Annotated in this window: 11 protein-coding genes; 2 read left to right on the top strand and 9 right to left on the bottom strand. The window is 68.0% G+C overall.

Features of this window, described 5'->3' with window-relative positions:
* Positions 1-14: 14 nt before the first annotated feature.
* From P5G52_RS04330 to P5G52_RS04320, 3 genes are read right to left on the bottom strand one after another with little or no spacing between them, the layout of a single operon-like run.
* Entirely contained in the window at positions 15-1,187 is a 1,173-nt protein-coding gene (locus P5G52_RS04330) for a histidinol-phosphate transaminase (RefSeq protein WP_435868640.1), read from the bottom strand.
* On the bottom strand, positions 1,171-2,463 hold the full coding sequence (locus P5G52_RS04325; RefSeq protein ID WP_301225008.1) for a hypothetical protein: 1,293 nt from the start codon (positions 2,461-2,463) through the stop codon (positions 1,171-1,173). Before P5G52_RS04325 ends, P5G52_RS04330 begins: the two co-directional genes overlap by 17 nt.
* The gene (locus P5G52_RS04320; RefSeq protein ID WP_301225006.1) at positions 2,460-2,765 is read right to left on the bottom strand and encodes a hypothetical protein; all 306 of its coding nucleotides are present in this window, start codon (positions 2,763-2,765) and stop codon (positions 2,460-2,462) included. The genes P5G52_RS04325 and P5G52_RS04320 overlap by 4 nt, the downstream gene beginning before the upstream one ends.
* Before the next feature lie 123 nt (positions 2,766-2,888).
* Between P5G52_RS04320 and purB the strand changes: the two genes are divergently transcribed.
* Positions 2,889-4,319: an adenylosuccinate lyase gene (gene purB / locus P5G52_RS04315; RefSeq protein WP_301225004.1), complete on the top strand. Its 1,431-nt coding sequence runs from the start codon at positions 2,889-2,891 to the stop codon at positions 4,317-4,319.
* A gap of 889 nt (positions 4,320-5,208) precedes the next feature.
* Here purB and P5G52_RS04310 read toward each other — a convergent pair.
* Positions 5,209-6,276, bottom strand: a complete 1,068-nt coding sequence (locus P5G52_RS04310) for a PDDEXK nuclease domain-containing protein (RefSeq protein WP_301225002.1) — start codon at positions 6,274-6,276, stop codon at positions 5,209-5,211.
* A 508-nt stretch (positions 6,277-6,784) separates the two neighbouring features.
* On the opposite strand from P5G52_RS04310, the gene P5G52_RS04305 reads away from it, so the two are divergent.
* Complete coding sequence (locus P5G52_RS04305; protein ID WP_301225001.1) at positions 6,785-8,227, top strand: lipase maturation factor family protein; 1,443 nt, start codon at positions 6,785-6,787, stop codon at positions 8,225-8,227.
* Here P5G52_RS04305 and P5G52_RS04300 read toward each other — a convergent pair.
* The 5 genes from P5G52_RS04300 to P5G52_RS04280 form a co-directional block, all read right to left on the bottom strand.
* Positions 8,204-8,767, bottom strand: coding sequence for a 2'-5' RNA ligase family protein (locus P5G52_RS04300; protein WP_301224999.1), 564 nt, complete (start codon positions 8,765-8,767; stop codon positions 8,204-8,206). The two genes, P5G52_RS04305 and P5G52_RS04300, sit on opposite strands and share 24 nt — an antisense overlap.
* 48 nt (positions 8,768-8,815) lie before the next feature.
* Positions 8,816-9,748 carry an FHA domain-containing protein gene (locus tag P5G52_RS04295; RefSeq protein ID WP_301224997.1) on the bottom strand — a complete coding sequence of 311 codons (933 nt, stop codon included), beginning with the start codon at positions 9,746-9,748 and terminating at the stop codon, positions 8,816-8,818.
* A gap of 15 nt (positions 9,749-9,763) precedes the next feature.
* Positions 9,764-10,018: a hypothetical protein gene (locus P5G52_RS04290; RefSeq protein ID WP_301224995.1), complete on the bottom strand. Its 255-nt coding sequence runs from the start codon at positions 10,016-10,018 to the stop codon at positions 9,764-9,766.
* 130 nt (positions 10,019-10,148) lie between these two features.
* Positions 10,149-11,132: an aldo/keto reductase gene (locus P5G52_RS04285; protein WP_301224993.1), complete on the bottom strand. Its 984-nt coding sequence runs from the start codon at positions 11,130-11,132 to the stop codon at positions 10,149-10,151.
* Positions 11,133-11,245: 113 nt separating this feature from the next.
* Positions 11,246-11,842 carry a LysE/ArgO family amino acid transporter gene (locus P5G52_RS04280; RefSeq protein ID WP_459076895.1) on the bottom strand — a complete coding sequence of 199 codons (597 nt, stop codon included), beginning with the start codon at positions 11,840-11,842 and terminating at the stop codon, positions 11,246-11,248.
* Positions 11,843-12,336 lie beyond the last annotated feature (494 nt).

Raw genomic sequence — 12,336 nt, 5'->3', positions numbered from 1 at the left:
GCGGGCCCGTGGGCCTATTTAAGACCGCGTCCTTCGCTGACTGGCCGGTGCGTGTAGCCTCTGCACAGTTCCAGGAAGCGCGTATTCGCGGCCTCCTCGCCGATGGAGACCCGCACGCCCTCCGATCCGAAGGGCCGTACCGACAGGGCCCGTTCCCCTGCCTTCGCGGCGAAGTCCTCGCTGTGCTCGCCCAGCGCAAGCCAGACGAAGTTCCCCTCGGCTTCGGGCACGGTCCATCCGAGACTGCGCAGCCCCTCCACCACACGGATGCGCTCGTCGACGATCGACTGCACGCGGGCCTCGACCTCCCCGATGTGGCGCAGCGAGGTGACGGCGGCGTGTTCGGCGATCTGCGACACGGCGAACGGGACGGCGCTGACCCTCAGGTGCTCGGTGAGCGCCTGCTGGGAGACGGAGTACCCGACCCGCAGCCCCGCGAGGCCGTGGGCCTTGGAGAAGGTGCGGAGCACGATCACATTCGGGTGCTCCCGGTAGAGGGCGATGCCGTTGACGGCGTCCGGGCGGCGGACGAACTCCTGGTACGCCTCGTCGATCACGACCACGACGTGCGGGGGCACCTCCGCCAGGAAGTCGACGACCTCCCGGCGGGTGAGGATGGGGCCCGTGGGGTTGTTGGGCGTGCAGAGCAGGACCACACGCGTCCGGTCGGTGATCGCCGCGGCCATGGCCTCGAGGTCATGCGTGCCGTCCGCCCGGACCGGCACCTGGACGCCGGCCGCACCGGCGAGCCCGACGCTGATGGGATAGGCCTCGAACGACCGCCAGGCGTAGACCACCTCGTCGGGTGCGTCGAAATCGTTCTGCCCTGCGAAGGTGGCGAGGATCTGGTTGAGGGCGCCCAGGCTGCCCGCACCGGTCACGATGTCGGTGGCCGGGACACCCAGGTAGCCCGCCAGCTCAGTCCGCAGGGCTGTGGTGAGCGGGTCCGGGTACCGGTTGATCGACGTCTCGGACGCGATCGATTCGAGGACGGCGGGCAGCGGCGGCAGGGGGTTCTCGTTCGACGAGAGCTTGAAGCTCTCCAGCCCCTCGACGACGACGGGAGGCTTGCCGGCCGCGTAGCGGGGGAGCTTGCCGAGGACACCGCGGGGACGGATTTCGGCTGGGCTGCTGCCAGCACCCGGCTCATCGGAGGGCGTTACCGGCAGGTCATCGATCGACGTCATGGCCATAGCCTAGACCGGCTTCCCTGCGGCCCGCGTGCACGCGCGGCCCCGGTGCCCCTCCCGGGCGGGGACGCCGGAACGCCGTGAAGGAATAGCGGCGAGCGGTTCCACCGGCGCCGGCCGCGGCCAGGAGGGCCGTCGCGGGTGCAAGCGACGGCGCTTCGCTCGCATCGACGAGGCGGGCGCCCTCCGCGTAGTTCTCCAGCTTGTGCGCCGGGCCCAGGCCCCACGGCTCCGGCGACCCGTCCGTCCTGCGCCCGAGGGCCGGCACCGGATTGTGCAGGGTGACGGTGGTGCGGTGGCGGTCATCGCTGTTGAGGGTCGAATCGAGTTCCGGGACGGCATCCGCACTGTGTTCCAGATGGAGGTACTCACCGGTGCCGGATTCGTGCCAGCCGGTCGGAGAACCGACCGTCAGGACGAGTTGCACGTCGTACCGCCCGCCCATCGCGCCGGCGAGGTTGACGGCGTGGAGTCCACCCTGGCTGTACCCCGCGACGATCAGGGAATCACCGGCGTGGGCGCCGGCCCGCCCGAGGGCGTCCAGGACAGCCGCCTCGGTGAAGCGGCTGTCTTCTGCGAGCGCCTCCGCGATGCCGCCCATGTCGAACGGATTGCTGCCCGCCGCCCCCTCGGGTCCCGGCTGCGTTCCCGGCAGCACGACGACGTAGACCGGGCTGTCCGGGGTGCCTGCCCGCAGAACCTCGAAGGTCCCCGGATCGTCGGCCTCCACTGCGGCCAACCGGCCGACGACGCCCTCGACCGTCCCGTCGAACGCCACAGGAGTGCCGGCCGCCCGATTGCGCAGTGCGATCGGACCGACCTCCAGCGCTCCCCCGCTGATCGCTCCGCGGGCAACTGCGCGGACCGTCGCCGCGCTCCCGGCCCGCGCCGCATCAGCGGCCGCTGCTGCCACGCCGTCCGCCACCCGGTAGGCCTGCAGGCTCGCCCGGAGCCGTTCCTCCGTCGAGGCCAGGGAGCGCCCATTGTCGACGGCGATCGTCCGCGCTCCGTCGAGCTGCGAGTGTGCGCCCTGGTAGTGCAGCCCCGCGCCGTCCCCAAGAGGCTGGAGGTGCAGGACCCGCCAGGGCAGGTCGCACACCTCGCGATCGAGGCGCCCGAGGGAGACGGCGACCTCTCCTGCCTCCAGTGCGAGGAGGGAGAGCACGCGGGCGGCCTCCTCGAGTTCCTCCCACTGGAAACGGATACCACCGACACCGCCGCGGACGGACAGGGGGCCGTCGTCGCCCTCCACCGGGCGGAGCCCGTCCGTCACGGTCCTGCCTGCCGCCGGAGCGCTTCCGCCTCGAGGACCAGCCGGCCGTACTCGTCGAGGTCGCGGGCTGCCGACTCGAGCAGGTCGATCGTTCGGGAGAGTTCCCGGCAGCGCTCGCCGAGGTAGGACCTGAAATTGTCTCCTGCCGGGGATTCCCAGGACCGCACGCTGACGGACAGTGCATGCCGCCGGATGCCGGCGAGCCTGCCGGCGTGCCACCGCACGGCTGCCGTCAGGGCGGCTACGTCCGTGCTCGCGGCCGCTCCCTGTCCGACCGCCGGACCCGCCTCCAGCCGCTCCATCGCCTTGCCCCTCTCCTGGCCGTTCCCCCACGCTAGGAGCACGCAGGGTGCCGGTCCGGCAGGGCGGCAGGTATGTGGACAGCAGCGTGAACTCCGGGGCCGGCCTCGTGAAAGAATGGCGCAATGGCTGACTCCACGCTCTCCCGGGTTGAATTCGCTGCACTGTCCCGAGGGGAGGCGACGTCCCTGACCCTCGGCCCGCTCGACGGCCGGTACCGCGAAGCGGTTGCCCCGCTCATCGACTTCCTCTCGGAAGCGGCCCTCAACCGCGACCGCGTCCACGTCGAGGTCGAATGGCTTCTCCACCTCACGCGCTCCGCCGTGCTGCCCGGCACGGAGCCGCTCACCGAGGAGCAGGAGGCCCGGCTCCGCGCCGTCGTCACGTCCTTCGACGCGGACTCGGTCACCGAACTCGGCGAGATCGAGAAGGTCACCGTCCACGACGTCAAGGCCGTGGAGTACTACATCGGACGGCGCCTCGAGGGCATCGGCATCGGCCGACTGAAGCCCCTGGTCCACTTCGGCTGCACCTCGGAGGACATCAACAACCTGTCCTATGCCCTCGGCATCAAGGGTGCCGTGCTGGACATCTGGCTCCCTGCCGCGCGGGACCTCGTCGCCTCGATCGCGGAGCTGGCCAGGACCTCGAGGGACACCCCGATGCTCTCGCGCACGCACGGCCAGCCGGCGACGCCCACCACGCTCGGCAAGGAGATGGCGGTCGTCGCGCACCGCCTGAACCGGCAGCTGGACCGCATCGCCTCGACGGAGTTCCTCGGCAAGATCAACGGCGCAACGGGCACCTATGCCGCGCACTACGCCTCGGTCCCGCAGGCCGACTGGCAGGAGGTGTCCCGGTCCTTCGTCGAGGGTCTCGGGCTCACCTGGAACCCCCTCACGACGCAGATCGAGTCGCACGACTGGCAGGCGGAGCTGTACTCGGACGTCGCTCGGTTCAACCGGATCCTGCACAACTTCTGCACCGACGTCTGGAGCTACATCTCCATCGGCTACTTCGCCCAGATTCCTGTGGCGGGAGCGACGGGCTCGTCCACCATGCCCCACAAGGTCAACCCGATCCGCTTCGAGAACGCGGAAGCCAATCTGGAGATTTCCTCGGCACTGCTCGACGTCCTGGCGTCCACCCTCGTGACCTCGCGCTGGCAGCGGGACCTCACGGACTCCTCGAGCCAGCGCAACATCGGCGTGGCTCTCGGCCATTCGCTGCTCGCCATCTCGAACGTGGCGAAGGGACTCGCCCGCCTCGACGTGGCCGAGGACGTCCTCGCGGCGGACCTCGACGACAACTGGGAGGTCCTCGGCGAGGCCGTGCAGATGGTTATGCGGGCCGAGGCGATCGCCGGGGTACCGGGGCTCGACGATCCGTACGAGCGCCTGAAGGAACTGACCCGCGGCCACCGCGTGGACGCGGGACGCATGCGCGAGTTCGTCGGCAGCCTGGGGCTCAGCGCAGAGGCCGAGCAGCGGCTCCTGGACCTCTCCCCCGCCAGCTACACCGGGATCGCCGCGCAGCTCGTGGACCACCTGGGCTGATCCTGCCCCGCTCGGCGGAGACCATCACCGACACGGCGGTCAAGGACGTCACTCGCGCCGTCACTGGGACGCGCAGCCTCCGGGTTATGCCGGAAGCTGTGACCTCACGGCTGCGGGGATTCCTCCGGACTGACGGGACGAGCCAGTTCCTCCAGGCCGACACCGCCCTGTTCACATCGCACGAGATTCTCGACCCCGAGCATAGGGCCGTCGACGCGCACACCACGGCGCAGCGGAGGGGTCCCGCTCACCTAGGGCCAGATCAGCCTCGGATGGACACGCAGTGGGCCGGACGACCGGTCGCTCTCATGTGGACCGACAACCTCACCGACGCACGCATTGATGCCCTGGCGCGGGTGCAGGGCATCGACCCGACCAGCCCGTCGACGCTTCGACCAGGAAGGCACGGTGGACGGTGCAGGCAATGACCGTCGAACTCCAACTGACAAATCCAATTGTGCAGACACTGTCTCCACAATCACTCGTGGCATCAAACGCCCGACACGGTAGGTCGCGCACGAAGTTCGGGTGAGCTGGCTCGCTGCGATATCCGTCCACGGCAGTCCAGCGCACAGACCCTGATGGGCACCAGGGAATACCGTCACACTATGCGTCACATGCTCGGTCGTTCTGAGTCACCGATGGTTATGTCCACCTACACGAACTGGAGCCTGCCGGCCGCGGAGCAGCGCTCTGCCGACCGCCGATGAGCTCACCGCGATGTTCGATCAGATCGCATTAGAGAGTGCCGAATAAAAGGGGGTCCAACCCCTTCCCGAACTACCGCCCGACATAAGGTCAATTATCGGCGATCAGCGGTGGGCCAAAGGCTGGTTTCTTGAGCCTAGAGGATGTCCTGTCCAAGCACCGTTTTTACCCCGCCGTGAGGTTACTGCGCTGGGGCAGGAGTTGGTGCATCAGTGGCGTCTGAGTTTTCGTGCTCCAGTGCAGCGGTGATGGCGGCCGGCGACGGCAGTGTGGCTTGTTCGTCTGCGGGAAGCGCTTCGTAGGTGTAGGACGTCACGGCCAAGGGTTGAGTGGATCCCTCGAGGGCGTAGCGCACGACTCGTTCACTCTTCGATCCACAGACCAGGATCCCAACAGTTGGTGCTTGCCTTGGGAGTCGCATGGTGTCGTTGACTGCTGCTACGTAGAAGTTGAGTTGTCCCAGGTTCTCCGGTTTGAACTTCCCGGCCTTGAGTTCGACGACCACATACCGGTCGGAAGGGACGTGATAGAGCAGGAGGTCAATGTAGAAGTCGTCCCCGTCAATGCTGAGATGGTGTTGTCGGCCGACAAAGGCGAACCCTGGTCCAAACTCTGCCAGTGTCTGGGCCATCCGAAGGGTCATGGCCTCCTCGATGGCGTGTTCCTGAGCTTCCTCGGTCAGACCGAGGAAATCGAGTACCAGCGGGTCCTTCGCAACTTCCCGCGCCAAGTCTGTGCCCACGCCGGGTAGCCGTGCTTCAAGATTGTTTGGCGCCGCGCCTGCCCGGGCATGAAGATTGGTTGAGATTTGGTGTTCGAGGACGGCCACTGACCAGCCGTGCTGGGCGGCGCGCGATGCGTACCAGGTCCGCACTTCGTGGTCGTCAATCTTGGTCAGAAGCGTGACGTTGTGGCTCCAGCTCAATTGTCCAGACGGTGTCTGGACAATTGGTTCCGAAGCATCCCATGCCGCTGCGAAGGCGCGCATGTTGTAGAGGTTGGTTCGGGAGAAGCCCCTCATGTGGGGGAACTCCGCTTTCAGATCCTTCGCCAAGCGTTCGAGGACCCTACTCCCCCAGGGTTCGTCCGCCTGCCTGTCCAGAATGGACCGCCCGATGTTCCAGTACAGCTCGATCATCGCGGTATTCACGACGCGCTGCGCGCGGTGCTGTGCTTCCCGCACCAGCGTCTTCAAGGCCGTGAGCGCGGCGGCATAATCTCCCGGGAGATCTGGTTCGAGCTGAGGCATAAAACCACCCTAGTTGGAGTGGCGTTCCTTCCTGCCATCGCCAAGGGAGGCCCATAGTCACCGCTCCAACCCCCAGCTCGCAGCTCGCAGCTCCCCCAGCGGGGCGTCGGGAGGGTAATAGCGCCACAGCCTGTGGCGCTATTGAAGGAACGATCAGCAATGGGCTCTGTTCTTCTGTGTCTCCGTGTACCAGCGACTAGGTTGTCGTACTCTTCTCTGATGGCGTCGGCTGACGCCTGCCAACGATTCCTGGCGAGCGGGCTAACTGACAGAACGTCGGTTATCGATGTTCGAACTTGGTGGGGAGGTGCCGGGCAGAACACGTTCCCGAAGGGCCGTGCTCGCCGAGGGCGTTCAGGCCCGCGAGGAGGTTCTTCACCTCAGACGCCCTGCATCCCTCGCCGACGATCGCGCGGAACACCCCGGGTCTTCGCTAGCACGACGCACCTCTCCATGGCGTACCGACGTGTCCTTGACGCTGCCTCGGCGGCAACAGGACGCTGGAGAGATGGAGTGGTTGACCGATGTCCTGGCGGCCGAGGACTACGAGGTGGGCCGGCAGATCGTGCAGCGCGGCGTCGCGGCCGTGTACCTCGTGGCATTCCTGTCCGCGGTGGCGCAGTTCCCGGCGCTCCTCGGCGAGAAGGGCCTGATGCCCGTGCCGGAGTTCCTCGAACGGGCCGGGAAGCGCGCCGGCCCCTCACTGTTCCACCGGCGCTACTCCGACCGCCTGCTGCTGACCGTCGCCTGGTCCGGCGCGGCCATCGCCGCACTGCTCGTGGTCGGGCTCCCGCAGGCGGGGCCGCCGTGGCTGCCCCTGGCGGCCTTCCTCGTCATCTGGTGGCTCTACACCTCGATCGTCAACGTGGGACAGACCTTCTACGGTTTCGGGTGGGAGAGCCTCCTGCTCGAGACCGGCTTCATCGTCGCGTTCCTCGGATCGAACGAGGTCGCCCCGCCGTTCCTGGTCCTGCTGATGATCCGCTGGCTCGTCTTCCGCCTCGAATTCGGAGCGGGCATGATCAAGATGCGCGGCGACCGCTCCTGGCGCGACCTGACCGCGCTGTACTACCACCACGAGACCCAGCCGATGCCGAACCCGGCCAGCCGCTTCTTCCACCTGTTGCCCAAGCCGCTGCACCGCCTGGAGGTCGCGGGCAACCACGTGACGCAGCTGGTGGTCCCATTCCTCCTCTTCGCACCGCAGCCCATCGCCGGATTCGCGGCCCTCATCATGATCGTCACGCAGGGCTGGCTAGTGCTGTCGGGCAACTTCGCCTGGCTCAACACGCTGACGATCATTCTGGCCTTCGCCGCCGTCCCCGATTCCTTCTACGCCGCGGTGGTCCCGGCCTTCGACGCGGCCGGGACGTACGAGGAAACCCCGCTGTGGTTCACCGTCGTCGTCGTGCTCGCCATGCTGTTCCTCGCCTACCTGAGCTGGCCGTCCCTCCTGAACCTGTTCGCACGGCGGCAGCTGATGAACGCGAGCTTCAACCGCTGGCACCTCGGCAACGCCTACGGCGCGTTCGGCAGCGTCACGAAGGTCCGCTACGAGGTGATCGTCGAGGGGACTCTCGACGACGTCGGGCCGGGCGCGCAGTGGCGCGAGTACGAGTTCAAGGGCAAGCCGGGAGACCCGTCCCGCATGCCGCGCCAGTTCGCCCCGTACCACCTGCGGCTCGACTGGATGATGTGGTTCCTGGCCCTCGGCTCCGAGCGGGGCTGGTTCACCCCGTTCCTGGTCAAGCTGCTGCAGGCGGATCCGCTGATCCTGAAGCTGCTGCGGAAGGACCCGTTCGACGGCGCCCGGCCGCGCTATGTCCGGGCCCGCATCTTCCTGTACCGCTTCTCGACGCGCGCGGAGAAACGCGCGACCGGGCTCTGGTGGATCCGCGAACCCCAGGGCGTACTGGTCCATCCGGCGTCACTGCGGGCCGAGGTCTCCTGAGGCCGGAGGCCACAAGGCTCCCCCGCCCAGCTGGACGAGGCGCTTCTCCTTCGCGTCCCAGCGCCGGACGATCCCGGCGTCGAGCCGCTCGGACGGACGGTCCCGCAGGATGCCGAGGGCTACGGCCAATTGGTCCGCGGTGAGTCCGTGACCGAGCGTGATGTGCGGCGTCCAGGACCCGGGAACCGTCGTGGGCACGGCGCCCGGGACGCCGTCGAGGGCCAGCCAGATGCGACGGTGCAGGTCGGCCAGGGCGTCATCGGCCACGACCTGCCGGGCGAGCACGAACTTCCGCCGCGTCGGGAAGACGAGGAAGCCGGCCGTCACCAGCTCCAGCGCGTCCCCCGTGGCGGCGGCGGCGAGGTCGACGTCGTAGCGGTCGTCGATCCTCGCGGCAGCCGCGAGCGTGATGTGCGGGGCGTTGCTGAAGGACTGGTGGCGCGACTGGTTCGGCAGGCCCTCGGCTTCGAGAGCTGCCCAGTCCCCGAGGACGAAGAGGTCCGACGTCGGGTCCAGCAGGAGTTCGACGCTATCGGCCATGCCGCATCCATCCCGGTCCTGTCCGCGGACCCCATGGCGGTACCGTGCTCAGTGCGGCCGCCGCCGGAAGTCGCCGACCCCCGTGGACCCGTCCACCTCGGTGCTGCCCGTCCGCGGATCACGTTGCGGCCGCTGGTAGGCGAGCTCCCCGCCGCTGCGCCCGCCGAAGGGCCGCCCGTGGTCGGCGTACTCCTCGCGGAAGAAGGCCAGCGCCCACTCGCCGAGCAGGATGCGCGCGCCGGTGCGGAGGACCGATTCCTGCCGGCCGCCCACGCTTCCCGTGACGATCCCGTGGGGAATCAGCACGTACTCGTCGTCCTCCGTGTGGAGGACCTCGGCGTGGAGGTCGTCGAGGCCGGCAAGGTGCAGCATCGTGTCGTCGCCGCTTCCGATCGTGGTGCGATCGGCGGTGAGTTCGAATTCACGCGGCACCTGGCCGTTCCAGGTCGCGGAGTTCTGAACGAAGATCAGCCGCGGGCGGCCCCCGCCGCGCACGTAGTGCGTCGTCGTGATCGTCCGCTTGATCCGTCGGTTGACGGTCGGCACCAGTGGGAACGGCGTCGACGGGGGAAGAAGCGACAGCGGAAGGGTCGACGGCGACGCGCCCTTCTCGAGTGCGCGCCGGCCGACGCCGAGCAGCGGCGCGAGCGTGCCGGGCGAGCCGAGCCGGATGTGCGGGGACCTCGTGATCAGCCGCTGCGCGAGGGAGGGTTTCACTGCGCCGAGGCTGATCAGGAGCCCGTTGGGCCCGGTCACCGAGAGCGCGAGGCCGCGTGCTGCGAGCTGCCCGGCGAAGCCGCGCACCTGCCCGAGGCTGGGGAGGTTGGTGCCGCGGAAGGACCCGGGGTCGTCGACGAAGATGTCGACCGTGGTCCCGGCTGCCGTGACCGTGCCGGACAGACGTGCTTCCGGCCGGCCGTCGGCTGCCGGTTCCGCCAGCGAGAAGTCGATGGCTATGTCGAGCCGAAGGGACGGTGCCATGTCGCTTGCGACGAATCAGCTCGCGGAGGGGTTGGAGGCGCCGGCGGCATTGTCACTCGTGGTGATGCGGAGCGTGCCGTCGAACTTCCAGGTGGCGCGGGGAGCGTCCGGGCCGATATCGCGCGGCACCTCGATGGTCATGTCCTGCAGGGTGTAGTTGATCGCGGCGCCCCGGCCGGTCAGGTAGGACCACATCTCCTCGGCGAGGTCGGTCCAGTCGCGGATGGTGTGCGAGTCGCCGGCGGTGACGGGCGAGGTGTTCTCAGTCATGTCGAATCCTTCGTGGATGAGCCAACAATGACAGACGTCCTCTAACTCCGTCTGACTTAGGTACAGCACACCCTAGCCGAGGGCCGGGGTTACCGGAACCCGTCCCGAGGGACGGGTTCCGGCCCGCGGGTCACCACTTCGGATGGACGGTGGCCCGGAAGTGGCGGTCGTAGATGTCGGCGACGGCGGCGCTGATCTCCGCACCGAGGCCCACGGAGTCGGCGGCCGCGGCATTGGCCCGGGCCTGCTCGGGATTGCGCGCTCCGGGGATCACCGTGCTGACGCCGTCCCGCGCGATGATCCAGGCAAGCGCGGCCTGCGCGGTGCTCACGCCTTCGGGGACGAGTTCCGCGAAATCGCGTGCTGCCTGCAGTCCGGTCTCGTAGTCCACGCCGGAGAAGGTCTCGCCGACGTCGAACGCCGCGCCGGTCCGGTTGTAGTTCCGGTGGTCGTTCTCAGCGAACGCGGTGTCCTTCGTGTACTTGCCGGACAGCAGGCCCGATGCCAGGGGCACGCGGGCGATGATGCCGACTCCCGCCGCCTTGGCTGCCGGCAGGACCTCGTCGAGCGGCTTCAGCCGGAAGGCGTTGAGGATGATCTGTACGCTGGCGGTGTTGCCCCGGGCGATCGCGGCGAGCGCCTCGTCGGTGCGCTCCACGCTGACGCCGTAGTTCCTGATGACGCCGTCGCCGACGAGGGTGTCGAGGGCATCGAAGACCTCGTCGGAGCTGTAGACGGCGGTCGGCGGGCAGTGCAGCTGGACGAGGTCGAGGGCGTCGACGCCGAGGTTCTTCCGCGAGCGGTCGATCCACTGCCGGAAGTTGGACAGGGTGTAGTTCTCGGGCACCTGGTCGACGCGGCGGCCCATCTTGGTGCCCACGAGGATGTCCAGGTCCGGATTGGCAGCGAGGAACCGCCCGATCGTCGTCTCGCTCCGTCCGTCGCCGTACACATCGGCTGTGTCGAAGAACGTCACGCCGGCTTCGACGGCTGCATCGAGGACGGCGACGGCGTCCTTGTCCTCCACCTCGCCCCAGTCGGCGCCGAGCTGCCAGGTACCGAGACCGATGACGGAGACGGGGCGGTTGGTTCTTCCAAGAGTTCGTTGTTCCATGGTTCCGACTATAGGCCGGGCAGGGTCGCCGTCGTCGCCTTCTCCGGGGCGTGGACCGGAGCCGCCGGCCGTCGAGCCGGGGTCATGGCGTACTGGAGCGCCAGGTTCAACGGCTACGCGCCACTCCTGCTGACGGTGAGGTCGCCAAGTACCAGCTTGAAGGCGAGAACGAGCATCACCGCACCGGTAGCGAGATCTACCAACCGCCACGTCTGCGGGCTGCTGAGCGGTCCGGACAGCGCCCGGGCCCCGTACCCCAGGGCGGGGAACCAGACGGCGCTTCCTGCCACCGCCCCTGCCGCGAAAAGCCACCGGGCATCAGGGCCGTGCTGGTTGGCGAGACTGCCCAGCAACACGACGGTGTCGAGGTAGACGTTGGGGTTCAGGTACGTCACGGCCAAGGTCGTCACCACTACCGGGCCCCGCGACCGCTGAACCTCAACGGTCAACGGTGACGGTTTCAGTGAAGCAGCAAAAGACCGCACCGCCCACCACCCGAGGTAAGCGGCCCCACACCACTTCAGCACGATCAAGGCGGCAGGAACCCCGGACACCAGCGCCCCGATCCCGAAAGTGCCCCCGAGGATCAGCAACGCGTCGCTGGCAATACAAAGCACCACCACCACGCCCACATGCTCCCGGCGGAGGCCTTGACGCAGCACGAACGCGTTCTGCGCTCCAATGCCGAAGATCAACGCAAGGCCGGTCATCAGCCCTGCACCCCAAATGCTCCACATGGTTTCGACCTGGTACCGGCCCTGGCAGGGCCCCTGGATTCTCGTTGAACAGGTCTGGCGCCAAGTCCTCGGTCCCGGGTGGACCCGCTCGGCGGAAGTTGCACGCGGTGGCGCCGTTGTGGACGCGCCCACCCCACCTCTTCGTCAGAGGATGCCGGTGACCGTTGCAGTATTGCGGCTACCCTGCCCGGCCGACGTGTCGACGACGTCGTTGACCAGGGGTGCGACACCACAGAACGGGACGTAGTAGGAACAGTCGAGCGGACTTACGAGTCGAGGCCACCGTGATCAGCGGCGGAGGAACAACAGCGCTCAAGGGCCCGTTGGGATTCGTCAACGAGCACCACCTTCGCCCAGCTCGAACGTGGAGGTTCCCACAGCATGCGCCTACGAGTGCAAGAGATCAACGCATCGAAGCCCTTTGATTTTTCCCTGGGCAGACAGCATCGGACCGGGATTCGCCTTCG

The sequence above is a fragment of the Arthrobacter burdickii genome (assembly GCF_030433645.1).
Lineage (GTDB): Bacteria > Actinomycetota > Actinomycetes > Actinomycetales > Micrococcaceae > Arthrobacter_D > Arthrobacter_D burdickii.
The sequence above is the reverse complement of the archived record's forward strand: the minus strand, read 5'-3'. Positions and strand labels throughout refer to the sequence as shown.

Excerpts from the sequence above, each read along its gene's own strand:
- P5G52_RS04330 (WP_435868640.1), bottom strand. The coding sequence starts at position 1,187 with ATGACGTCGATCGATGACCTGCCGGTAACGCCCTCCGATGAGCCGGGT.
- P5G52_RS04320 (WP_301225006.1), bottom strand. The coding sequence starts at position 2,765 with ATGGAGCGGCTGGAGGCGGGTCCGGCGGTCGGACAGGGAGCGGCCGCG.
- purB (WP_301225004.1), top strand. The coding sequence starts at position 2,889 with ATGGCTGACTCCACGCTCTCCCGGGTTGAATTCGCTGCACTGTCCCGA.
- P5G52_RS04310 (WP_301225002.1), bottom strand. The coding sequence starts at position 6,276 with ATGCCTCAGCTCGAACCAGATCTCCCGGGAGATTATGCCGCCGCGCTC.
- P5G52_RS04305 (WP_301225001.1), top strand. The coding sequence starts at position 6,785 with ATGGAGTGGTTGACCGATGTCCTGGCGGCCGAGGACTACGAGGTGGGC.
- P5G52_RS04300 (WP_301224999.1), bottom strand. The coding sequence starts at position 8,767 with ATGGCCGATAGCGTCGAACTCCTGCTGGACCCGACGTCGGACCTCTTC.
- P5G52_RS04295 (WP_301224997.1), bottom strand. The coding sequence starts at position 9,748 with ATGGCACCGTCCCTTCGGCTCGACATAGCCATCGACTTCTCGCTGGCG.
- P5G52_RS04290 (WP_301224995.1), bottom strand. The coding sequence starts at position 10,018 with ATGACTGAGAACACCTCGCCCGTCACCGCCGGCGACTCGCACACCATC.
- P5G52_RS04285 (WP_301224993.1), bottom strand. The coding sequence starts at position 11,132 with ATGGAACAACGAACTCTTGGAAGAACCAACCGCCCCGTCTCCGTCATC.
- P5G52_RS04280 (WP_459076895.1), bottom strand. The coding sequence starts at position 11,842 with ATGACCGGCCTTGCGTTGATCTTCGGCATTGGAGCGCAGAACGCGTTC.